The sequence below is a fragment of the Solihabitans fulvus genome (assembly GCF_008386585.1).
In the GTDB taxonomy this organism is placed as follows: domain Bacteria; phylum Actinomycetota; class Actinomycetes; order Mycobacteriales; family Pseudonocardiaceae; genus Solihabitans; species Solihabitans fulvus.
The window spans coordinates 44,570-67,341 of the sequence record NZ_VUOB01000027.1; the positions used below are offsets into that span (position 1 = coordinate 44,570).

Sequence of the window (22,772 nt, forward strand, 5' to 3'; positions counted from 1 at the left end):
CGCTGGGTGCGGGGCGTGGGCCCGCGCCGTCACAAAGTGGAAAAGCGGAGCGCTGGGCGCTGGGCGTGGGGTGTGGGTGCCCCCGCTGGGGTGCGGCCGCTTCGGCAACCTCGCCGGGTGATCTAAGGCGTGTCCCGATCGATGGTCATTCGGCGGGTGCCTCGCGCCGTTCGGTCAGGTCCGCCAGGAGGTCGGTGAGGCGCTGGGCGACCAGTCTTGCGCCGACCGGCGCGGCGAGGTCCAGCGCGTGCCGGGTCCAGCGCAGCGCGTGCTCGACGTTGCCGACGCGCCGATATGCCTGTGCCAGCGCGGTTTCCGCCCGGATCTGCCGCAGCAGCGAGCCGGTCCGCCTGCTGATCGCCCGCGCCCGGTTGGCCGCCGCGACGGCCGCCCGGTGGTCGCCGAGCTCGCGTTCGTCGGCGGACAGCCCGGTCAGCGCGTCCACCGTCACCGCGTCGGTGCCGGCCCGCTCCGCGATCTGCACGGCCTCGCGGCGGTGTTTCCTTGCCAGCGCTAGGGAACCGGCCGCGTGGTGGGCGCCGGCCACCGCGTCGAGCGCGATGGCGATCGGCTCGGCCTCGGAGAACCTCCTGGCCAGGTCGAGCGCCTCGGTGCCGCGCGCCAACGCGCCGACCAGGTCGCCGGCCTCGCACCGCAGCCTGGACAGCCCGCTCAACACGTCGGCCTGGGCGACCGGCGAGGAGAACCTGCGGTAGGAGGCGAGCGCCGCGACCAGGTGCTGTTCCGCCTCGTCGAGCAGGCCCTGGTCGTGCAGCACGAAGCCGAGGTCTCCCGCGAACCGCATGGCCGCGACCTCGTTGCCCGCCTGCCTGACCAGCGCGCCGGCCAGCCGGAGACAGGCCGCCGCGTTGGCCAACTGGCCAAGGCCCCAGTAGGTCTGGCCGAGCACCCCGTTCGCGGTGGCCTCGCCGCCCTCCGCGCCGAGGCCCTCGGTGAACTCGGCCGAGCGGCGCGCGTAGGGCAGCGCCTGCCGGGGCCGGCCGGTGTGCTCGTAGAGCGTGCCGAGGTTGTTCGTCGCGGCCCATTCGCCGCGTTCCCAGCCGACCTCGACGCTGATGTCCAACGCGCGGTGCAGGTGGCCGATGGCGCGCGGGAAGTCCGTCACCCCCATCGCCTGCGCGGCGAGGGTCAGCTCCATGCCGGCCTGCGCCCGTCGGTCGCCTGCCGCCCGCGCGGCCCGCATCCCGCACATCGCGGTCAGCCGCCACTCGCTGACGTGCACCGAGCCGTGGAAGTAGGACCGCAGCGCGTCGGCCAGGTACCAGGCATAGGACCACGGGCCGTGGTCCGCGGCGTGTTCGACGGCCGCGACCAGGTTCGCGCGTTCCGCCGCGAACCAGTCGACCGCGCTGTCCGCGTCGGGCAGGTCGGCGACGGCGGGCCGGACGTCCCTCGGCAGCCGGGTGAAATCGGGGTTGAGGCGGCGGCTCGCCGCGTCGGCCACGTCAAGGTAGTGGTCGAACAGCGCGATCAGCGCCGCGGCGCGCGAGTGGGGCGGCTCGTCCAGCGCCACCCGGTCAACGGCGAACCGGCGCAGCAGGTCGTGCAGCCGGTAACGGCCGGGCTGGTGCTGTTCGACCAGGCTCGCGGCGGCCAGCGCGGTGAGCAGGCGCGCGGCCGTCGCGACCGAGGCGCCGGTGATCGCGGCCGCCGACGCTGGGGTGAAGTCCGGGCCGGGCACCAGCCCGAGCAGCCGGAACAGCCGCCGCTGGTCGGCCGGCAGCGACGCGTAGGACAGCCCGAACGCCTTGGCGACCGCGCCCTCCTCCGCGCCGTCGACGGTCAGGCCACCGAGGCCCGCTCCGTCGGACAGCGCCGCGACCAGCTCGGCGACAGTGGTGTGCGGGTGGCAGATCAGGTTGGCCGCGGCGATGCGCAGCGCCAACGGCAGGCGACCGCACAGCCTGGCCAGCTCCGGCAGCGCCGCAGGCCGCCCGGCCACCTGCCCGGCCGGCACCGCGTCCGTCAGCAGCCTGACGGCCGCCTCGTCGGACAGCACGTCCAGCGGCACCGACACGGCTCCGTCGATGGCGACCAGCTCGCCGAGCCGGTTGCGGCTGGTGATCACCGTCGCGCAGCCGATCCCGCCGGGCAGCAACGGCCGGACCTGCTCGGCGCTGCGCGCGTTGTCCAGCACCAGCAGGCAGCGCCGGTTGGACAGCAGCGACCGGTAGACGGTGGTCTGCTCGGCCAGGTCGCCCGCCACCTGTTCGGCGTCCACGCCGAGCCTGCGCAGCAGCTGCGGCAGCGCCAGTGCGGGCGGCAGCGGTTCGTGCTGCGGGTCGAAGCCGCGCAGGTCGAGGTAGAGCTGGCCGTCGGGGAACCGGTCGGCGGTCGCGTGCGCCCAGTGCACCGCCAGCGCGGTCTTGCCGACCCCGGCGATGCCGCTGATCACCAGCAACCCGGCCGACAGGCCGGCGTCGAGGCGGTCAAGCGCGGCGCGGCGGCCGGCCAGACCGGGGACGTCGCGGGGCAGCTCGGCTGGCCGGACGGCCGGCCGCCGGACCGTCACGGGCTGGTCCTGCGCCGGCTGTTCGTGCGCGGCCAGGACCGTGGCGTGCAGCTCGCGCAACCGAGTGCCCGGCTCGACGCCGAGCTGCGCGACCAGCTCGCGGCGCGCCTCGGCGTACGCGTCGAGGGCCTCGGCTCGCCTGCCGCTGCCGTGCAGGGCGAGCATCAGGTGGCCGCGCAGCCCCTCGCGCAGCGGATGCGCCCGCACCAGGGCGCGCAGCTCGCCGATCACCTCGGCGTGCCGGCCGCGCGCCAGGTCGACCTCGATCCGCCGCTCGACGGCCTGGGCCCACCGCTCGGTCCACATGGCACCGTCCTCGCGGCGCATCCGCTCCGACGGGATGTCCAGCAGCGCTGGCCCGCGCCAGACCTCGATCGCGGCGCGCAGCAGCTCGGCCTCCGCCTCGGCGTCGCCGGCGTGCCTGGCGCGCAGGGCCTCGGCGAACAGCCGCTGCGCGACCTGAACGTCCACTGTGTCCGGTTCGGTGTCCAGGACGTAGCCGGGGGAGCGGGTGCGCACCGGCGACACCGCGTCCGGCCCTGCCGTCAGCCGCCGCAGCCGCATCACGTGGTTGTGCAGGGTGGCCCGCCCGGTCGGCGGCGGCGCGCCGTCCCAGAGCCGGTCGATCAGGTCCTCGGCCGGCACGAGGTGGTTGGCGCGCAACGCCAGGGTTGCCAACACAATGCGTTGCTTCGGTGACGTCACGTGCACGACCCGGCCCGCGACGAACACCTCGAGCGGACCGAGCAACCGGACTTCCACGCCACCTCCGCGGCCAGTCCGCTGTTAGCGGTCTGTTAGGGAACCCGCCGAGACTAACGCCCCCACCCCCAGGTCGAAGGAGTTTGGCGTGCGTCTGCGTCCCCTGTTGCTCGTCGCGGTCGCGACGGGTGTGGTCACCGTCACCGTCGCCGGCTGCTCGTCGCAGACCGGCACCGCCGCCGCGGGCGCGTCGAGCGCGGCCTCTTCCCCGGCGCCGCCGAGCGCGGGCTCGGCCACCGCGTCGGTGCCGGTGAGCCCGAGCCCCGCGGCGTCCGGCTCGGTCGCCTTCACCAAGCAGGGCACCGCCCTCACGTTGGGTGGCAAGGCGATCGTGCCGTTCACCTCCACCGGCCACCAGGGCGCGATCGGCGTCACGGTCACCGGCATCGACAAGGGCGCCACGGCCGACCTCGCGCCGCTCCAGCTCGGCGCCAAGGTCGCCGGCATGGTGCCGTACTACGTGCGGGTGACCGTGTCCAACGAGAGCGGCAGCGACTTCTCCTTCGTCAGCCTCGGCCTCATGCACGGGCTGCTGGCCAGCGGCGACCAGGCCCAGCAGGTGTCGGTGATCGGCAAGTTCGACAAGTGCCCCGGCGGCACGGCCGGCAAGGACTTCACCACCAAGGGCGCGACGTTCACCGGCTGCGTCCTGGCGCTGTCCACGGCGGATGCCCCGGTCGTCGGAGCCGACTACAGCGACGGCCAGTACTCGAAGCAGGCACCCGACACCGACTACGCCCGCACGCCGGTCACCTGGAATTGACATCCTCTCCGTCCTAACGGACGGTGATTCCCTCCATGCCGCGCGTGGACCGCGCGGCGTCCGGGTGGGTTACCGCTTCGCCGCGCCGTGCCGGAACTCGTCCCGGTCTTACCTGCGCTCCACGGTCGTTGAAGTCCGCCTGCCCGGCGGCCTTGATATTCCTGGCGGCGTTGACGTCCCGGTCGTGGACCGACCCACACGGGCAGGTCCACGACCGGACGTCGAGCGCCATCTTCTCATTGACCCTGCCGCAGTCCGAGCACCTGCGGGTGGACGGGAAGAACCGGTCCACCATGGCGAAGGCGCGCCCGTAGCGGGCGGCCTTGTACTCCAGCATCGCGGTGAAACTGGCCCAGCCGGCGTCGTGCACGGACTTGGCCAGCCGGGTCCGACCCAGACCGGCCACACACAGGTCCTCGACATACACCGCTTGGCTGTCGCGGATGATCGCCGTGGACAGCTTGTGCTGCCAGTCCCGCCGGGTGTCAGCCACCCGGGCGTGCGCCCTGGCGACCTTCACCACGGCCTTCGCGCGGTTGCGGCTGCCCCGCTGCTTGCGGGACAGGGCTCGTTGCAGCCGTGTGAGTGCGCGGGCCGCGCGGCGCAGGAACCTCGGGGCCGTGATCTTCGTGCCGTCGGACAGCACCGCGAAATGCGTCAACCCCAGGTCGATACCGACCTCGGGGTCGGCCGGCGGCAGCCTCTCGTTCTCGCCGGTCTGGACGACGAAGGAGGCGAAGTACCGGCCCGCCGCATCCTTGACGACCGTGACCGAGGAAGGGTCCGAGGGCAGGGGCCGCGACCACCGCACCCGCAGGTCACCGACCTTCGGCAACCGCAACCTGCCGTTGTCCAGGACCGCGAACCGGCTGTTCCTGGTGAAACGGATGGCCTGCCGATGGTCTTTGCGGGACCGAAACCGGGGCGGGGCGACCTTGCGGCCCTTGCGGGTGCCGGTGACCGAGGCGAAGAAGTTGTGGTAGGCCATGTTCAGGTCCGCGAGGGCCTGTTGCAGCACGACCGAGGACACCTCGCCAAGCCAGGCACGCTCGGGCGTGTGTTTGGCCGCGGTGATGACCAGCTTGGACAGGTCCCCGTCGGAGATGTGCTGCTCGCCGTTCTCGCGTGCCCGCTGCCGTGCGCGCAGCCCGTCGTTGAACACCACCCTGGCGCACCCGAACGCCCGCGCCAGCGACTGCTGCTGGACGGGTGTCGGACACACGCGGAAGTTGAAGTGAAGCTGCACACCATCAGCATCGAACACACGTGCGAACCCACGCAAGATCACGATCGAGTGACTCCCACGCCACAGCACAGCGGGTGCGGACATCGAGCGACACGACCACCCGGTGCACCGCGCTACTCGGGCCTTGGCAGCCCTCCCAGCGCGGGTTTTCACCCCCGACCCAACGGGCGGAGACTGGCCCGCATCCGGGTGGCGATGGGCCGTGTCTGATGATTCTCGTTCGTCGCGAGCGGGGATCAGGACATGGAATCGTCAGCCACGAGCAGGTCGGCCTCGGCCTGCGCCGCGTCGAGGTCGTCGGGGAGTTCCGCGCCGGCGATCGAGTCCGGCAGGTCGTCCTCCATGTACCGCAGCGGCCGATAGCGCAGCCCGAGCACGCCCCACGCGACGAGGAACAGGCCGCCGAGCAGCACCAGCAGGCCTGTTCCTCGGCCCGGCCCGACGCCGACGACCTGGCCGACGGTCGACGCGAGCGGCCCGCCGTGGCGCAGCAGCGGCTCGAACCAGTCGCTCAGCAGCGGGGCGGTCAGGAACGCCAGCGGAGTCATCGCGACGGCGAGCAGCTGGTTGGTGGCCAACACCCTGCCGAGTAGGTCGGGGCCGACCTTGGTCTGTAGCAACGCCTGCCAGTGCGCGTTGAGGATCGCGCTGGACCCCAGCGTCAGCAGGCCGCCAAGGCAGGCGAGCGGGACCGAAGGGCGCAGGCCGAGCAGCGCGTCGCCGAGGCCGACCCCGATGACGAACCCGACCATGCCGGTGGCGCGTCGGGCCGTGCCGCCCCAGCACACCACCAGCACCGCGCCGAGGATGCCGCCGACGCCGCTGAGCGCGACGACGACGCCGACGGATGCCGTGCCGCCGAAGGAGAACACCAGCGGCGTGGTGAGACAGAACACGAGCGCGCCGACGTAGTTCACCACGACGAAGAAGCCGGCCATGATCAGCAACGGCCTGCGCCTGCTCAGGTAGCGCCAGCCGCCCGTCAGCGCCTTGCCGAAGGACTCCTTGCTGCGCGGGAACATCCGGTTCGGGAACCGCACCGCCAGCAGGGTCAGCGCGCCGACCAGGAACGACGCGAGATCCAGCCCGATGACCCAACCGAGGCCGAGCAGCGCCATCAGCGCCGCGCCGGCCAGTGGGGCCAGCAGCGTGCCGACGGTCGTGCCGACCTGCGCGATCGCGTTGGCCTGCGCCAGATAAGGCTTGGGCACCAGCTGCGCCACCGACGCCACGTAGGCGGGTTGCTGCACGGCGCCGATCGTGGACAGCAGCCCACAGGTCAGCGCGACCTGCCACAGGTGCAGCGAGCCGGTCAGCGCGGGCACCACCAGGCCGAGCATCAGCACGGCCGCCAGCGCGTCGCACACCAACAGGACTCGCCGCCGGTCGACGCGGTCGGCGATCGTGCCGCCGACCGGCGCGAACAGGATGCGCGGCAGCAACGCGAACATCGTGATCAGCGCGTAGTCCGCGATCCGCCCGGTCTGTTGGTAGACCCACACACCGAGGGCGAACGCCGACAGCGCGCTGCCGGCCAGCGACACCGTCTGGCCGGCGGCGAGCAGGTAGAACTCGCGCAGGTTCCGCCGCGCGGTCCTGCCGACGACCGTCACCTCCGGCAGCGGCTCCGGCACCCGCCCCGCCGGCCAGTCCCGCACCCGCTGCGCGATCAGCGCGGCGAGCGCGCCGGCCTGGTGCTTGGCGAAGTAGTGGCCGGCGCGCGGAATCTCCGCCAGCTCGACGCGGTCCGCGAACGCGCCCCACTCCGCGAACCGCTCCTGGTACAGCTCGGTGGTCAGGTCGCGCTGCCCGATCACGCACAGCACCGGGACGGTGAGCGTGCGCCGCCGCTGCGCGGTCAGCTCGCGGGTGAACCAGCGCCTCGCCTCGTGCCCGTCGTGCCGCATGCTCGCCAGCATCATCGCGGTCGCCTCGGCGCCGCCCTCCTCCTCGTCCTCCAGCAGCCCGCCCATCACCCGCAGCGCGTCCTCGAACCCCCGATCCGACCGCCACCGGTCGCCGCCGAGGGTCCGGTTCCACCACGCCGGCAACCGGCCGGGCAGCTGCGCGGTCGGGAAGCTGCCGCCGATGACGAGCCCGATCAGCGGCCGGCCGCCGTCCTCCAGCCGCAGCGCCAGTTCCGTGGCCAGCGCGGAGCCGACGCAGTGCCCGTAGACCAGAATCGGCCCGGTCCGCCGGTCCGCGAGTTCGGCCAGCACCCGGTCGACGACGTCCGGCAGCGGCAGCCTGGCCTCGTCGGGCGCCGCCGGGTCGTGGCCGGGCAGCTCGACGGCCAGCAGCGCCGCGCCGGGCAGTTCGGCGGCCAGCTGCTCGGCCAGGGGCCGGTAGCCGGCCGCGAGCCCGCCGCCGTAGGGCACGCACAACACCGTCACGGTCGGCGTCTCGCCCCGCGCGGGACCGGTGAGCTGGTGCAGCAGGGTGGGGGCGGCCCGGTCGTCGCCGCCGTCCAGGAACTCGGCGAGCGCGCCGACCGTGGGATGGGTGAACAGGTCGATCACCCGCAGCCCGAGGCCGATCTGCCGGACCGCGCGCACCGCGGTGAAGGAGTCGCCGCCGAGCGCGAAGAAGTCGTCCTGCACGCCGATCCCTGGAACCGCCAGCAGCTCCGACCACACCCCGGCGATGCGCAGCTCGGTCGGTGTCTCCGGCGCGGCCGACCCGTGACTCGACTCGGGCAGCGGCTCGGGCAGCGCGGCCCGGTCGACCTTTCCGTTGGGGTTCAACGGGAAAGCGTCGAGCACGACGATCGAGGTCGGCACCAGGTAGTCCGGCAGCACCGAGCGCAGCGCCGTCTTCAACGCATGAACGTCCACAGTGGACTCGCCCGTCGTGATCCAGGCGACCAGTCGCCGCGCGACGGCCTCGCCCCTGGCCAGCACGACGGCCTCGACCACGCCGGGTTGCGCGCGCAGCGCGGCGGCGATCTCGCCGGGTTCGACGCGGAAGCCGCGGACCTTGACCTGGTCGTCGACGCGGCCGAGGAACTCCATCAGCCCTGCGGAGTTGAGCCTGACCCGGTCGCCGGTGCGGTAGCAGCGTTTCTCGCCGGTCACGGGGTCGGGCACGAACCGCGCGGCCGTCTCCTCGGGCCGGCCGAGGTATTCCCGCGCCACGCCGGGGCCGGCGATCCACAGCTCGCCGGGCAGCCCGGTGGGCACCGGTCGGCCGGCCGCGTCGACCACGAAGCATTCCGCGTTGGCGAGCGGAACGCCGATCGGCACGATGCCGGTCCGCGACTCCGCCGGCACGTCCTCGACGGCGCACGCGAGCACGGCGACCGTCGTCTCCGTCGGCCCGTAGTGCACCTGCACGGCCAGGTCCGGTCGGGCCGCGCGGACGCGGTCCAGCAGCGTCCACGGGCACGCCTCGCCGGCCAGGATCAGCATCCGGCGCGGCAGCACCTCGGCCAGCTCTCCGTGCGCGGCAAGCAGTTCGAGCTGGCTCGGCACCAGCTTCACCACGTCGATCCGATGCCGGTCGAGGTAGTCGGCGTACGCCTCGGAGTCCAGGGCGGTCTCGCGGTCGAGCAGGTGCGCCGTGCCGCCGGTCGCCAGCGGCCCCAACACGTTGGTCAGGCCGAGATCCGCGGCATGGGTCGACACCAGCGCGAAGGACCGCCCGCCCGCGACGGGCTCGCCAAGCCGCTCCAGCACGGCGTGCAGGTAGTGGGTGATGTTGCGGTGTTCCACCGCGACGCCCTTCGGACGGCCGGTCGAGCCGGACGTGAAGATCATGTACGCCAGGTGATCCGGACGTACCTCGCGGCGCACGGGCCCGAGGTCGTCGGCCGGGTCGTCGATGACGAGCACGGTTGCACCGACCACCCTCGGCGCGAGCGCGCGATCGGCCAGCGCGACCGTCGCGCCCGCCGACGCCAGCATCTCCGCGACCCGCTCGTCGGGGTAGGAGGAGTCCAGCGGCAGGTAGACGCCGCCGGCCCGCAACACCGCGAGCATGGCGACGACGAGGTCCGCGCCGCGTTCGGCGAACACGCCGACGGGTTCCTCGGTGCGCACGCCCGCCGCGATCAGCCGGTGTGCCAACCGATTGGCCGCGTCGTCCAGTTCGGCGTAGGTGAGCGTGCGGTCGGGGCCGACCACGGCGACCGCGTCGGGTCGCTCCGCGATCCACCGGTCCACCAGCTCGTGCAGCACGCCGTTGCCCGCGAACTCCCTGTGCCGGCCGGTGGCGACGGGACCGGCCACCTCCGCCAACGCGACGGCGCCGACCGGCCGGTCGGGCTCGGCCGCCAGCTCCGCCAGCATGACGAGGTACCAGCGCGCGATGCGTTCGACGGTGGTGCGGTCGAACAGGTCGGTCCGGAACGTCAGCGCGCCCCGGTAGCCCCGCCCCGCGCGCTCCAGCGACAGGCTCAGGTCCAGTTTCACGGTGTCCAGCACGGGATCGAACCGCGTCACGTCGAGGCCCGCGAACCCCGGCGGCCGCGCCGGCGAGTCCACCACGTTGAGCATGACCTGGACGACCGGCGTCGCGCTCAGCCCGCGCTCGGGCGCGAGCCGGTCGACGATCCGCTCGAACGGGGTGCGGTGGTGCGCGAACGCGCCGAGCACCGTTTCCCTGACGCGGTCGACGAGTTCGCGCCCGGTCGGGTCGCCGCCGAGATCGGTCCGCATGGCCAGGGTGTTCACGAAGCAGCCGACGACCCGTTCGGCGTCCGGGTGGTGCCGGCCGAACTCCGGCACGCCGACCACGACGTCGTCCGACCCGGACAACCGGGCCAGCAACGCCTGCCAGGCGGCCAACAACACCATGAACGGGCTCGCGCCACCGGCGGCGGCGAGCGCGCCGACCCGCTCGACGACCTCGGCCGGAATCTCCACCGGCACCGCGCCGCCCGCCCAGTCCGCGACCACCGGCCGGGGCCGATCCGTCGGCAGCGCCAGCACGCCGTCCGCGCCGGCCAACCGCGCCGCCCACCACTCCAGGTCCGCCGACTCGGCGGCCGGGGTCGCGGCGTTTTCCAGCCAGGCAACGCAGTCGTGGTACTGCGGCGCGGCGGGCGGCGCCGCGCCGAGCTCGAGCCGCGCGGCGTAGAGCCCGGCCAGCTCGGTGGCGACCAGCCCGCGCGTCCACGCGTCGGTGACGATGTGGTGGAAGGTGAGCGCCAGGATGTGCTCGTCCTCGCCGACCTCGAGCAGCACGGCCCGCATCGGCGGTTCGGCGTGGAGGGCGAACGGGCGGGTGCGTTCCCGCGCCAGCAGTGCCGCCACCGCAACGGAATCGGCCGGCCGCTCGACCGAGATCGGCACGGAGTCGATCGGACCGACCACCGCGACCGGCCCGCCGTCGCGGTCCTCGATCGTGGACCGCAGCACGAGGTGCCGGCCGGCCAGGTCGCGCAGCGCGCCGAGCAGCGCCGGCACGTCCAGGGGGCCGCGCAGGGCCAGCACGTCGGGCACGTTGTAGGCGGTGCTGTCCGGTTCGAGTTGCCCGAGGAACCACAGCCTCGCCTGGGTGGAGGTCAGGGGCACCGAGTCGGGCACGTCGGTCCGCACGGGAATCGCCGAGGCGGCCGAGGCGAGCCGGCCGCGCGCGGCGGCCAACCGGTCGCGGACCAGTGACCTGGCGCGGGTCGGATCTGTGTCCAGCTCGGTCATTGCGCCGTTTCCTGTTCGGTCGAGGGTGCGAACTCGGTCATCAGCAGCGCCTCGACGGCCTCGGCGAAGTCCGCGAGCACCGGGCGGTCGAACACCGCCCTGACCGGCACCGGCACGTCGAGGACCTCGCGCAGCCGGGCGGTGACCCTGGTGGCAGCCATGGAATGCCCGCCAAGGGCGAAGAAGTCGTCCTCGGCCGAAATCTCGGTGCGGGCCAGCACCGCCGACCAGATCTCGGCGACCAGCAGCTCCGCCTCGGTGGCCGGCGCGCGCCCGGTGCCGGCGGCCCGCGTCTCGGGTTCCGGCAGCGCGGCGCGGTTCACCTTCCCGCTCGGCGTCAACGGGAACGCGTCGAGCACGACGATCGCGGCCGGCACCATGTAGTCCGGCAGCACCGCGCGCACCGCGGTCCGCAGTTCGGTAACGTCCACAGTGGACTTGTCCGTCGTGATCCAGGCGACCAACCGGCGGGTCGCCGGCTCGCCGACAGCCAGCACCACGGCCTCGACCACACCCGGCCGCGCGCGCAGTGCGGCGGCGACCTCGCCGGGTTCGACGCGGAAGCCGCGGACCTTGACCTGGTCGTCGATGCGACCGAGGAACTCGACCAGCCCTGCGGAGTTGATCCGCACCCGGTCGCCGGTGCGGTAGCAGCGTTTCTCGCCGGTCACGGGGTCGGGCACGAACCGCGCCGCCGTCTCCTCCGGCCGGCCGAGGTATCCCCGCGCCACCCCCGGCCCGGCGATCCACAGCTCGCCGGGCAGCCCGGCCGGCACCGGCCGGCCGGCCGCGTCCACCACGAAGCACTCCGAGTTGGCCAGCGGCAGCCCGGTCGGCACCGCCACCGACCGCAGCTCGGCCGGCACGTCGCGGACCGCCCACCCCAGCACCGACACGGTGGTCTCGGTCGGGCCGTACCGGCCCTCCACGGCGAGTTCCGGTCGCGCGGCCCGAATCCGGTCGACCAGCGTCCACGGGCAGGCCTCGCCGCCGAGGATGATCATGCGGCGGGGCAGCACCCTGCCGATATCGCCCTGCGAGGCCAACAGTTCGAGCTGGCTCGGCACCATCTTGATCACGTCGACGGCGTGCCGGTCGAGGTAGTCGGCGAACGCCGCAGGGTCGAGGGCGACCTCGCGGTCCAGCAGGTGGATGGTTCCACCGGTCACCAGGGCGCCGAAGACGTTCGTCAGCCCGTTGTCGGCCGCGTGGGTGGAGACGAGCGCGAAGGACCGCCCGCCCGCCGCGGGCGCGTCGAGCGCGTCGAGGCTCGCGTACAGGTAGTGGGTGATGTTGCGGTGCTCCACCGCGACGCCTTTGGGCCGGCCGGTCGAGCCGGACGTGAAGATGATGTACGCCAGGTGATCCTGGCGCACCTCGCGGAGCACGGGCCCGAGTTCGTCGGCCGGGTCGTCGATGACCAGCACGGTCCGGTCGGCCATCCGCGGCGCCAACGCGCGGTCGGCGAGCACCACCTCCGCGCCGACCGAGTCCAGCATGTCCGCGATCCGCTCGTCGGGGTAGGAGGAGTCCAGCGGCACGTACGCCCCGCCGGCCCGCAACACGGCCAGCAGCGCGACGACGAGGTCCGCGCCGCGTTCGGCGAACACGCCGACGGGTTCCTCGGTGCCGACGCCGGCCGCGATCAGCCGGTGTGCCAACCGATTGGCCGCGTCGTCCAGTTGGGCGTAGGTGAGCGTGCGGTCCTGGCCGACCACGGCGACCGCGTCGGGTCGTTCCGCGATCCACCGGTCCACCAGCCCGTGCAGCAGGACATCGGAGGGAAACTCCTTGCGCGGTCCCGAAATCGCCGGCCCGGGCACCTCGTCGAGCGGGACCGCGCCGACCGACCGGTCGGGCTCGGCGGCGACACCGGCCAGCATCGTGACGTACCACCGGGCGATCCGCGCCGCGGTGCTCCGGTCGAACAGGTCGGTGCGGAACGTCAGCTCGCCACGGTAGGTGTCCGCGTGCCGCGTCAGCGTCAGGTTGAGGTCCAGCTTCGCGACCCGCACCACCGGGTCGACCGGCGTCACGTCGAGACCGTCGAACTCAGGCACGTCGGCCGGCGAGTCCAGCACGCTCAGCATGACCTGGACGACCGGCGTCGCGCTCAGCCCGCGGTCCGGGGCGAGCCGGTCCACGATCCGCTCGAACGGGGTGCGGTGGTGCGCGAACGCGCCGAGCACGGTCTCCCTGACGCGGTCCACGAGTTCGCGCCCCGTCGGCGCGCCGCCGAGATCGACCCGCATGGCCAGGGTGTTCATGAAACAGCCGACGACCCGTTCGGCGTCGGGATGGTGCCGGCCGAACTCCGGCACGCCGACCACGATGTCCTCGGACCCGGACAACCGGGCCAGCAATGCCTGCCAGGCAGCCAACAACACCATGAACGGGCTCGCGCCTGCGTCGGCGGCGAGCGCGCCGACTCGCTCGACGACCTCGGCCGGAATCTCCACCGGCACGGCGGCCCCCGCCCAGCTCACCACCGCGGGCCGGGGCCGGTCGGTCGGCAGCTCCACGACGCCGTCCACGCCGGCCAGCTGCGCCGCCCACCACGCCAGCTCGGCGGACGCCTCAGCGCCGTCGCGCTCGTCGAGGTCCCAGGCGGTCACGTCCGCGTACTGGAGGCGGGGCAGCGCGGGAACCGGCCCCCGGTCGGTCTCCGCCGCGTAGAGCGCGGCCAGGTCCGCCAGCAGCAGGTCCCGCGACCAACCGTCGACGGCGATGTGGTGCAGGGTCAACGCCAGCAGGTGCTCGGTCGGCCCGAGCACGTACAGCACGCCCCGCATGGGCGGCTCCTCGTCGAGCCGGAACGGCCTCGCCAGCTCCTCCGCGACCGCCGACGCGAGCCCGTCCTCGGTAATGTCCACAGTGGACACCGGAATGCGGTCGGCGGACACGAGAACGCCGACCGGGCCGTCGCCGTCCCGCAGGAACACCGTCCGCAGCACCTCGTGCCGCTCGGTGAGTGCACGAACGGCCCTGACCAGCGCGGCCGCGTCCAGCGCGCCCGACATCCGCAGCAGGACCGGCACGTGGTAGGCCGCGCTGTCCGGAGCCAACTGCGCCAGGAACCACAGGCCGGCCTGCACCGAGGACAACGGCGCGGGCGCGTCCCGGTCGGCGCGGACCGGAATTCCCGGCCGCCGCGCGGCGAGTGCCGCGCTCGCGCGCTCCATGAGCAGCGCCTGCAACCGATCCTGCGCGACACCCGTGTCCAGCTCGGTCACTCGGCACTCCTGTTGTCGTTGTCGGAAACCGCGTTGGCCAGCTCGGCGAGGGCGACCCGCTCGAGTTCGGCGGCGAACTCGCCGAGCATCGGCCGCTCGAACACCATGCGCACCGAGACCGCGCAGCCCAGCGCCTCGCGCAGCCGCGCGGACACCCGCGTCGCGGCGAGGGAATGGCCGCCGAGCGCGAAGAAGTCGTCCGTCTCGCCGATCCCCTCGACGCCAAGCACCTCGCCCCACGTCTGCGCGACCAGCCTGGCCAGCACCGAGGCCGGCGCGCGGTACTCGTGGTGGACACGGTCGGGCACCGGCAGCGCGGCCCGATCGACCTTGCCGCCGGCCGTGGTGGGCAGCTCCGGCAGCGTCACCCAGCGGTGCGGCACCATGTACTCCGGCAGCCGATGCCGCGCGTGCGACTCCAGGTCCGCGGGCTCCCCGCGCCACACCACGTACCCGACCAGGTGCTCGTCCGCACCGTCGGTGCGCACCACGACCGCAACGTCGGCGACGGAATCGTTGCCGCGCAACACGGTCTCGATCTCGCCGAGTTCGATCCGGTACCCGCGCACCTTCACCTGGTGGTCGCGCCGACCGAGGTAGTCCAGCGCACCGTCGGCGCGCCACCGAACCAGGTCGCCGGTCCGGTAGCACCGCCCGCCCGGCAGCACAGGGTCGGCGACGAACGCGGCCTCGGTGAGATCGGCCCGCCCACGGTAGCCGAGGGTCACCCCGGCGCCGCCGATCCACAGCTCGCCGGTCGCGCCCGGCGGCGACAGTCGGCCGAACGGATCCATGACATAGCCGCGTTCGCCGGCCATCGGCCGACCGATCGGCACCCGCTCACCATCCACTGTGGACAGTCGATGCACCGTCGCGAGCACGGTGTCCTCGGTGGGACCGTAGACGTTCCACAGCTCGCCGACCAGCGGCAGCACCGCGCCGGCCAGCTCGGGATCGAGCACCTCCCCGCAGCTCAACACGCGCAGCTGCGCCCCGCCGCGCCACCCAGCGGCCAGCAGCGCGCGCAGGATCGTCGGCGGCAGCATCAGCACCGTCGCCGCCGAGTCGCGCAGCCGCTCCGCGAGCTCGTGCCCGTCGAAGGCGGCCCGCCGCTCGACCACCTCGCAGCGCGCGCCGGCCGCCAGCGTTCCCCAGATCTCCCAGCAGGACGCGTCGAACACCAGCGACGCCACCGCCGGCACCACGTCGTCGGGGCCGAGGCCCGGTTCGGCGAGTTGCGCCGCGACGAAGGCCGCGAGGTTCGCGTGCGTCACCTCGACCCCCTTGGGGCGTCCCGTAGAACCCGAGGTATAGAGCACGTAAGCCACGTCGTCCGCGCCGACCACGGGCAGCTCGCCCACCGACCCGTGCACCAGCCCGTCCAGGTCCAGCACGGTGACCCCGGCGACCGCGCGGGCGGCGGGCAGCGCCGAACCCCGTGACACCACCACAGTCGCGCCGGCGTCCGCGACCAGCCAGCTCAGCCGGTCGGCCGGATGTTCGGGGTCCAGCGGCAGGTAGGGCGCGCCCGCCCGCAGCACGGCGAGTAACGCGGCCGGCAGCAGTTCGTCGCGAGGCACGCACACCCCGACCGGCACGCCCATACCGACCTCGGCGGCGACCAGAGCGGCAGCCACCCGGCCGGACCAGTCGACCAGGCCCGCGTAGCTGAGCTCGCCGCCGGAACCCGACAGCGCGACGGCGTCCGGTCGCGCCGAGGCCCGGCCGAGCACCGCGGCCACGATCGTCGCCGGCCGATCTGCCGGCAGCTCGCCGCCGAACCCGTTGCGCAGCACCAACTCCCGCTCGGCCGGGGTCACCGAAGCCAGCCGCGCCACCGGCGCGTCGCCGTCCGCGAGCGCGGTGGTGATGGTGTGCAGCAACCGATCCGCGAACGCGCAGGCGTCCTCGGCCGACAGGAGGTCGACGGCGTACTCGACCTGGAGCTCCGTGCCGAGCGCGGTCTCGTTGAGGAAGACGGTCAGCTCGTACGGGCTGGCGCCGGTGCCGAGTTCGCCGAGGAACTCCAGCCGCACCGGCCCGTCCTCGATCGAGACGGGCAGCCCCGGCGGCTGCACGGAGAGCACGACGGGCGTGCGCACCGAGTCCGGTAGCACGTCCGTCAGGGGTGCGTCCTGGTGCGCGAGCGCGGCCGAGGTCACCAGCGCGGCGTGCGCGACGACCTCCCGGAACGTCGAGCCGACCGCGGGCCGCAACCGCAGCGGCAGCAGGTCGAGCAGCGGCCCGATCACGTCGGCGAGACCGGACGCGGCCCGACGCGCGGCCGGCACGCCGATCACGGTGTCGCCGTGACCGGTCAGCCCGGCGACCGCAAGGCCGAGCGCGGCAAGGTAACAGGCGAACGGCGTGACCCCACTCTCGGTGGCGAACCCGCGAAGCTCCTTGTCCAGCAGGGGATCGAGCGTCCTGGTCAGCCGTTCGGTCCGATACCCGGTGCGGCCGTCCGGCCGGTCGGAGCCGACCGAGGGCGGCACCGCGTCGCCGACCTGGCCAAGCCAGAACTCCCGCAGGCGCGCCGCGGCCGGACCGGACTCCCGCTCGTGCACGGCGACATCACCGAGGTGGAACGCGGGCGCGGGCACCGCGTCCAGGGCCCGGCGGCCGGCAAGTTCGGCGACGATCCCGGCGACCACCTCGCGCAGCAACGGAGCCATGGAAGCGCCGTCGTAGTAGAGGTGGTCCACCACCAGCACAACCTCGGCCACAGCGGGCCCGACCCACAGCACGGTCGCGCGCAGCGCAGGCACCGGTTCTAGCGCCGTGTGGGCGGCCGCATCGGCGAGGGCTGCGGCCCGTGCGTCGCGGTCCGTTTCGGGTAGCTCGCGAAGGTCGTGCTCGGCCATCGGCACAGACATCGGCGGCCCGACCACCGCGACCGGTTCGTCCCCGTCCTGCTCGATCACCGTCCGCAGCACCTCGTGCCTGGCGACCACGGCGTCGAGCGCGGCGCGCAGCGCGCCCGAGTCAGGCAGGCCGGTCAGCCGGAACCTGGCCGCCGTCATCGCGACCGCGAGGTCCGGATTCAGCTGGCGCAGCAACCACAGTTCGCGCTGCATCGCGGTCAGCGGGTAGCGGTCGCGGCCGGTCAACCGGACCAGGGGAGCCGCGTGCTCCGGACCGCCCAGATCCGCACCATCCCGGTCCGCCTCGTCCAGCGCCGCCGCGACGGCGGCGACCGTCGGATTGCCCAGCACCACCCGCAGCGGGACCGGCCGGCCGAGCCGGGTGCTGACCCCCGCGACGACCCGCGCGGCGGCCAGCGAATCCCCGCCCGACTCGACGAACCCGTCCAGCGCGCCGAGTTCGGGCAGCCCGAGTTCGGCCGCCATGACCTCGGCGACGAGCCGCTCGGTGTCGGTACGCGGCGCGACGTAGGGCACCGCGCTGTCCCGGTGCACCGACACCTCCGGCAGCGCGGCCCGGTCGACCTTTCCGTTGGGGGTCAACGGAAAGGCATCGATCAGCGCAAGCCGGGACGGCACCAGCTGGGCGGGCAACCGGTCGGCCAGCCAGCGCAGCAACTCCCGCTCGGTGACCGCCGCCCCGCCGGCCAGCTCGACGTGGCCGACCAGCCGCCGCCCGCCAGCCGCGTCGGTCGGCGCGGTCACCACCGCGTTGCGCACCAAGGGATGTTCGGCGAGCACCGAGGCCACCTCGCCGGGTTCGACCCGGTGGCCGCGAATCTTCACCTGGTCGTCGAGCCGGCCGGCGAAGCGGTGGACACCGCCGTTTCGGCGCACCAGATCCCCGGTGCGATACCACCGTCCTTCCGCCGTCGACACGAATCTCCGCGCGGTCAGCTCCGGCCGGCCGAGGTAGCCGCGCGTGACGCCGGGCCCGGCGACCCACAGCTCACCGGTCTCGCCGTCGGGGACCGGCCGACCGTCGGCGTCCCGCACCGACAGCACCGAGCCCGCGTAACTCGTCCCGATCGGCGGCTCGCCCGATTCGTCGCGGGTCACCTCGGCGGCGAGGCAGGTCGTCGTGCACTCGGTCGGGCCGTACTGATGGACGATCCTGCGGACCTGCGGACTCGCGAAGATCCGATCCGCCAACGCCCTCGGCAGGCGCTCGCCACCGGTGACGACCGTGCGAACACCCGCCGGCAGCGGCCGCCGCAGCAGCGCGGACAGCACCGACGGCACGCCGTTGACCAGCGTGACCTCGTCCCTGGCCGGCAGGACCGGCAGATCAAGCACCGTGTCGGCCAGGATCACCGTGCCGCCGGTGACCAGCGGCAGGAAGAGTTCGCTCACCGAGGGGTCGAAGCTCGCGGACGTCCCGGCGAGCACGCCGCGCAGCTCGTCCGCCGAGTACCGCCGCGCCTCCTCGGCCAGCAGGTTCATCGTGTTCCGGTGCTCGACGACCACGCCCTTGGGGCGGCCGGTCGAGCCGGATGTGTAGATGACGTATGCGATGTCGCCGCCGTCACCGGGCACCGGCATGCGCGTCGGCGGCGGCCCTGGATCCGGCTCGTCGAGCCGGATCGACTCGACGCCGGGGAGGCGCGCCGCCGTGCTGAGCACGACCGACAGCTGCGCGTCGGCCACCACGAAGGCCAGCCGGTCGGCCGGATACGCCGGATCCAGCGGGACGTAGCCGCAGCCCGCCTTCAACACGCCGAGCAGCGCGGGCAGCAGCCAGTGTCCCCGCTCGACGCAGACCCCGACCAACGCGCCCGGTTCGACACCCCTGCCGGCCAACCGCGCCGCGACCCCCTCGGCCAGCTCGTCGACCTCGGCGTAGCTCAGCCGCCGAGTGCCGATGACGACCGCCGTGCGCTCCGGCGTGCGGCCTACCTGCCTCTCGAACGCCGCGTGGATCCTGTCGACCGACCCCAGCCCACCCTGCACCCTGCTTCTCCTCACCCGTCCCCAGCCGCACCACGGGTGAGCCGCGCCACACAGCGTCCCGTGCCGGCAGATACTCCACTGAGCAACTGATGCGTTGGCTATACACGGGCTATTCGGGTGATAGTCAGTAGTTGTCGGCCACGCGGAGTAGCCGCAATGCCGGTCCTAGAGCTCCTAACACGATGACTGTCCGACGGAGTGACGCCCAGGCGGCGCCTCGCCGCGTTGTCGTCGCCCCACATGGCTCCGCCATGAGGGGCTCCTCCGCCTTGCGANNCGCCATCGTGTTAGGAGCTCTTGGGGTCAGCCGATCGGCAGGGCGGCCCAGTCCGCGCGGTCGGGCGCGATCACCGCCGCTCGATGACGTTCGGCGTCGGCCGCGTGTCCGGCCGCGTCCGGCGCTCCCTCGGCGGCCGAGATCCTGCTCGCCAGCGTCGCCGCGAGCGCCTGGCCGCGCGGGTGCGCCATCGCCGCGTAGCGGTCCGCGGCCTCCTCGGCGAAGCCCCGCGCCGCAGGGAACTCCGCCCTGGCAAGGCAGATGTCCGCCAGCGTCAGCAACGCCTCCGCCGCCAGCAGCCCGAAGCCGTGCCGGCGGCAGAACCGCAGCATGCGCCGCGCACACCGCAGCGCCGTGTCCTGGTCGCCAACGCCGCTCAGCACCGCCGCGAGCCCGATCCGCACGGCGACCGCGCCGACCTCGCTGCCCGTGTCCGTGGCGAGCAGCAACGCCCGGCGCAGGATCGCCAGCGCCTCCTCGGCGCGGCCGAGGCGGAGATGCAGCCCGCCGAGCAGCCGCAGCGCCTCGATCTGCTCGGGATGAAAGTCGCCGCCCCGCGCACACGCCACCTCGGCCAGCCGCAGCGCCATCGCGTCCCGGCCGAAGTCCCGGCACACCACCGCGAGCGCGCACAGCGCGGACGTCTCGCCCCTGCGGTCGCCGAGTTCCCGGTACAGGCGCAACGCCTCGACTCCGCGGCGCAGCGCGGCCGCCGACCGGCCGAGGTCGTGCTCGACCAGGGCCGACAGGTTGAGCACCCTGGCGACGCTGCCGACCGAACCGCCGTCGCGCGCGATGTCGCCCGCCTGCGCCAGGTGTTCGGCCGCGCCGGTCAGCCTGCCAAGGTCGCGGCAGACGGACGCCAGGTTGAACGTCGGCTGCCCGAGCATCCGCGTCAGCCCCAGCTCGCGGTCGAGGTCGACCGCGTCGGACAGGAACGCGGCGGCCTCCCTCGGCCGCCCGTACACCCCGCAGACCCCGCCGAGGTTCGACAACGCGGTCGCCTCGCCGGCCCGCCACCCGGCCGCCCTGGTCAGGTCGAGGGCGGCGCGCAGCCGCGCGAGCGAGTTCGTCCGGTCGTTGAGCATGAAGTACGCCTCGCCGAACCCGGACTGGGCGATCGCCTGCGCGTGCAGCTGTTCGGCGGCCGCGCCGGCGGCCAGCGCACCCTCGGAGACCGCGAGCAGGTCGAGACTGTTGTTGCGCAGCCAGAAATAGCCGCGCAGGACGTCGCACAGCTCCCAGGTGATCCGCCCGGGACCGTGCCGCGACGCGTGTCCGGCGATCGCGATCAGGTTCCGCCGCTCGGCGTCCAGCCAGGCCAGCGCCGCCGACTGGTCGGCGAATCCCGGCGGGGCGGGCCGAGGAAGCGAGGCCGTCGGCAGCCGAAGTCGGTGCGGGTACAGCATTCTCGCCGCGGCGTCGCTGCTGGCGAGGTAGAACTCGAACAGCCTGGCCAACGCCTCGGCCGACTCCCGCTCGTGCCGCGCGGCGAGCCGGACCGCGTAGTCGCGCAACAGGTCGTGCAGCACGAACCGGCCGTCGTCGCGTTCCTCCACGAGATGGATCCGCGTCAGGTCGGCCAGCAGCTGACCGGCCGCCGCCGCGTCGATCCCAGCGAGCGCGGCGACGGCCGCGACCGTCACGTCCGGTCCCGGCACGAGACCGAGCAGCCGGAACACCCGCGCCGCGTCGGGCCGCAGCGCCGCGTAGGACAGGTCGAACGCCGCCGGCACCGTCGCGGTGCGGTCACCGGCCAGCGACAGCGCGGCCATCCGGTCGCCGGCGCGCAACTCCTCGACATAACTGGAGATCGTCCGGTGCGGATGGGTCTCCAGCCTGGCCGCCGCGACGCGCAGCGCGAGCGGCAGGCCCGAGCAGAGCCGCGCCAACTCGACCGAGGCGGCGCGCTCCCGCGCGACCCGGCCGCCGCCGACGCACCCGTCCAGCAACGCGACCGCGTCGTCCTCCGGCAGCACACCGAGCCGAATCCGGCTCGCGCCGTCCCGCGCGACCAAACCGTCGAACTGGTCCCGGCTCGTCACCAACACCAGGGACCGTCCCGAGCCGGGCAACAGCGGCCGGACCTGGCCGGGCTCGCGCGCGTTGTCGAGCAGGACGAGCATGCGGCGGTTGGCCAGCAGCGAGCGGTACAGCCCGGCGGCCTCCGACTCGTCGACTGGCAGCTGTCGCGGCGGCACCCCCAACGCCCGCAGGCACTGCGCGAGCGCGTCCACCGGCCGCAGCGGCGCCGTGGCCGAGTAGCCCTGGAGGTCGACGTGCAACTGGCCGTCGGGGAACCGCTCGCTGACCCGGTGCGCCCAGCGGACCGCGAGGGTTGTCTTGCCGGCGCCCGCGTTTCCGACGATCACGCCGACCTGGGTGTCGCTGCCGCCGACCGGCCCCGGCTCGGCCAGCAGCGCGTCCAGTTCGGCCAGCTGCGCGTCCCTGCCGACGAAGGTGGCCGCCGACCTGGGCAGCTGGGCCGGCGTCGGCAGCCGGGCGGAGATGGTCGAGGCGACGTCGAGGACCGGATCGGCGCGCAGCACGGCCCGTTCCAGCTCGGTGAACACCCGGCTCGGGTCGAGCCCCTGCTCGTCGGCCAGCCGCGCGCGGAAGTCGCGCGCCACGATCAGCGCCTCGGCCTGGCGACCGGCCCGGTGCAGGGCGAGCACGAGATGGCCGACCAGTCGCTCGCGCAGCGGATTGGCCGCCACGAGCGGGGCCAGCTCGTCGACGAGCTCGTCGTGCAGCCCCAGCGCGAGACCGGCGTCGCCGAGCTGCTCGAACGCGCCAAGCCGCTGCTCCTCCAAGCGGATCCGCGCCGCGTCGACGTAGGCGGCCCGGACGTCGGCGAGCGGCTGGCCGCGCCACAGGTCCAACGCCTCGCGCACCAACCCGTGCGCGCTGTCCGGATCGCCAGCGCCGAACGCCGCCCTGGCGCGGGCCACCCGCTCGCCGAACACCGAGACGTCCAGCTCGGTGCCGTCCACGGCGAGGCAGTACCCGGCCGACTGCGTCGCCAGGCGGTGTTCCGCCCCGACAACCCGTAACCTGCGGCGAATCTCGGAGACCGCCTGGTGCACCTGGGCGCGTGCGCTCGCCGGGGTCGCCGGCCCCCACAACGCGTCAGCGAGCCGATCCGCCGGCACCGGCCGATTCGCGTTGAGCAGCAGGTACGCGAGCACGGCCCGGCGTTGCGGGCGATCGATCCGTACCACCGCGCCGTCGGCGATCGCCTCGACCGGGCCCAGGATCGCGTAGTACACCTGCCCACCTTCCCGACCGCCGAAGCGATCGTGCCCCCAGTGTGCACAGCCGATGGGCGGCTGCCGCCCTGCCAGGACACAAGCTGATCATGCTCGTGGCGAGGACAGCATCCTCGCTCGCGGCAGGGACACAGTCCAGGCCGTTTCGGGGCGGCGTCGGGTACAGGCGTCGAGTG

The 22,772-nt window shown here is 73.8% G+C and carries 7 protein-coding genes; 1 reads left to right on the forward strand and 6 read right to left on the reverse strand.

The window, feature by feature from the left end:
* Nucleotides 1–145 precede the first annotated feature (145 nt).
* Nucleotides 146–3,295 carry an AfsR/SARP family transcriptional regulator gene (locus F0L68_RS43545; protein WP_149850393.1) on the reverse strand — a complete coding sequence of 1,050 codons (3,150 nt, stop codon included), beginning with the start codon at nt 3,293–3,295 and terminating at the stop codon, nt 146–148.
* Nucleotides 3,296–3,383: 88 nt separating this feature from the next.
* Here F0L68_RS43545 and F0L68_RS16100 point away from each other — a divergent pair, with 88 nt between their 5' ends.
* Complete coding sequence (locus tag F0L68_RS16100; RefSeq protein ID WP_149850394.1) at nt 3,384–4,058, forward strand: hypothetical protein; 675 nt, start codon at nt 3,384–3,386, stop codon at nt 4,056–4,058.
* A gap of 13 nt (nt 4,059–4,071) precedes the next feature.
* Here the strand turns inward: F0L68_RS16100 and F0L68_RS16105 are convergent, their stop codons facing one another.
* The 5 genes from F0L68_RS16105 to F0L68_RS16125 all read right to left on the reverse strand — a co-directional run bounded on the left by F0L68_RS16105 (nt 4,072) and on the right by F0L68_RS16125 (nt 22,596).
* Nucleotides 4,072–5,304: an RNA-guided endonuclease InsQ/TnpB family protein gene (locus F0L68_RS16105; protein ID WP_149850395.1), complete on the reverse strand. Its 1,233-nt coding sequence runs from the start codon at nt 5,302–5,304 to the stop codon at nt 4,072–4,074.
* A gap of 236 nt (nt 5,305–5,540) precedes the next feature.
* Nucleotides 5,541–10,943, reverse strand: coding sequence for a non-ribosomal peptide synthetase/MFS transporter (locus F0L68_RS16110; protein ID WP_149850396.1), 5,403 nt, complete (start codon nt 10,941–10,943; stop codon nt 5,541–5,543).
* A complete protein-coding gene (locus F0L68_RS16115; protein WP_149850397.1) occupies nt 10,940–14,176 on the reverse strand; it encodes a non-ribosomal peptide synthetase in 3,237 nt (1,078 codons plus the stop codon). Before F0L68_RS16115 ends, F0L68_RS16110 begins: the two co-directional genes overlap by 4 nt.
* Nucleotides 14,173–19,050: a non-ribosomal peptide synthetase gene (locus F0L68_RS16120; RefSeq protein ID WP_149850398.1), complete on the reverse strand. Its 4,878-nt coding sequence runs from the start codon at nt 19,048–19,050 to the stop codon at nt 14,173–14,175. The genes F0L68_RS16115 and F0L68_RS16120 overlap by 4 nt, the downstream gene beginning before the upstream one ends.
* 303 nt (nt 19,051–19,353) lie before the next feature.
* Complete coding sequence (locus F0L68_RS16125) at nt 19,354–22,596, reverse strand: AfsR/SARP family transcriptional regulator (RefSeq protein ID WP_149850399.1); 3,243 nt, start codon at nt 22,594–22,596, stop codon at nt 19,354–19,356.
* Nucleotides 22,597–22,772 lie beyond the last annotated feature (176 nt).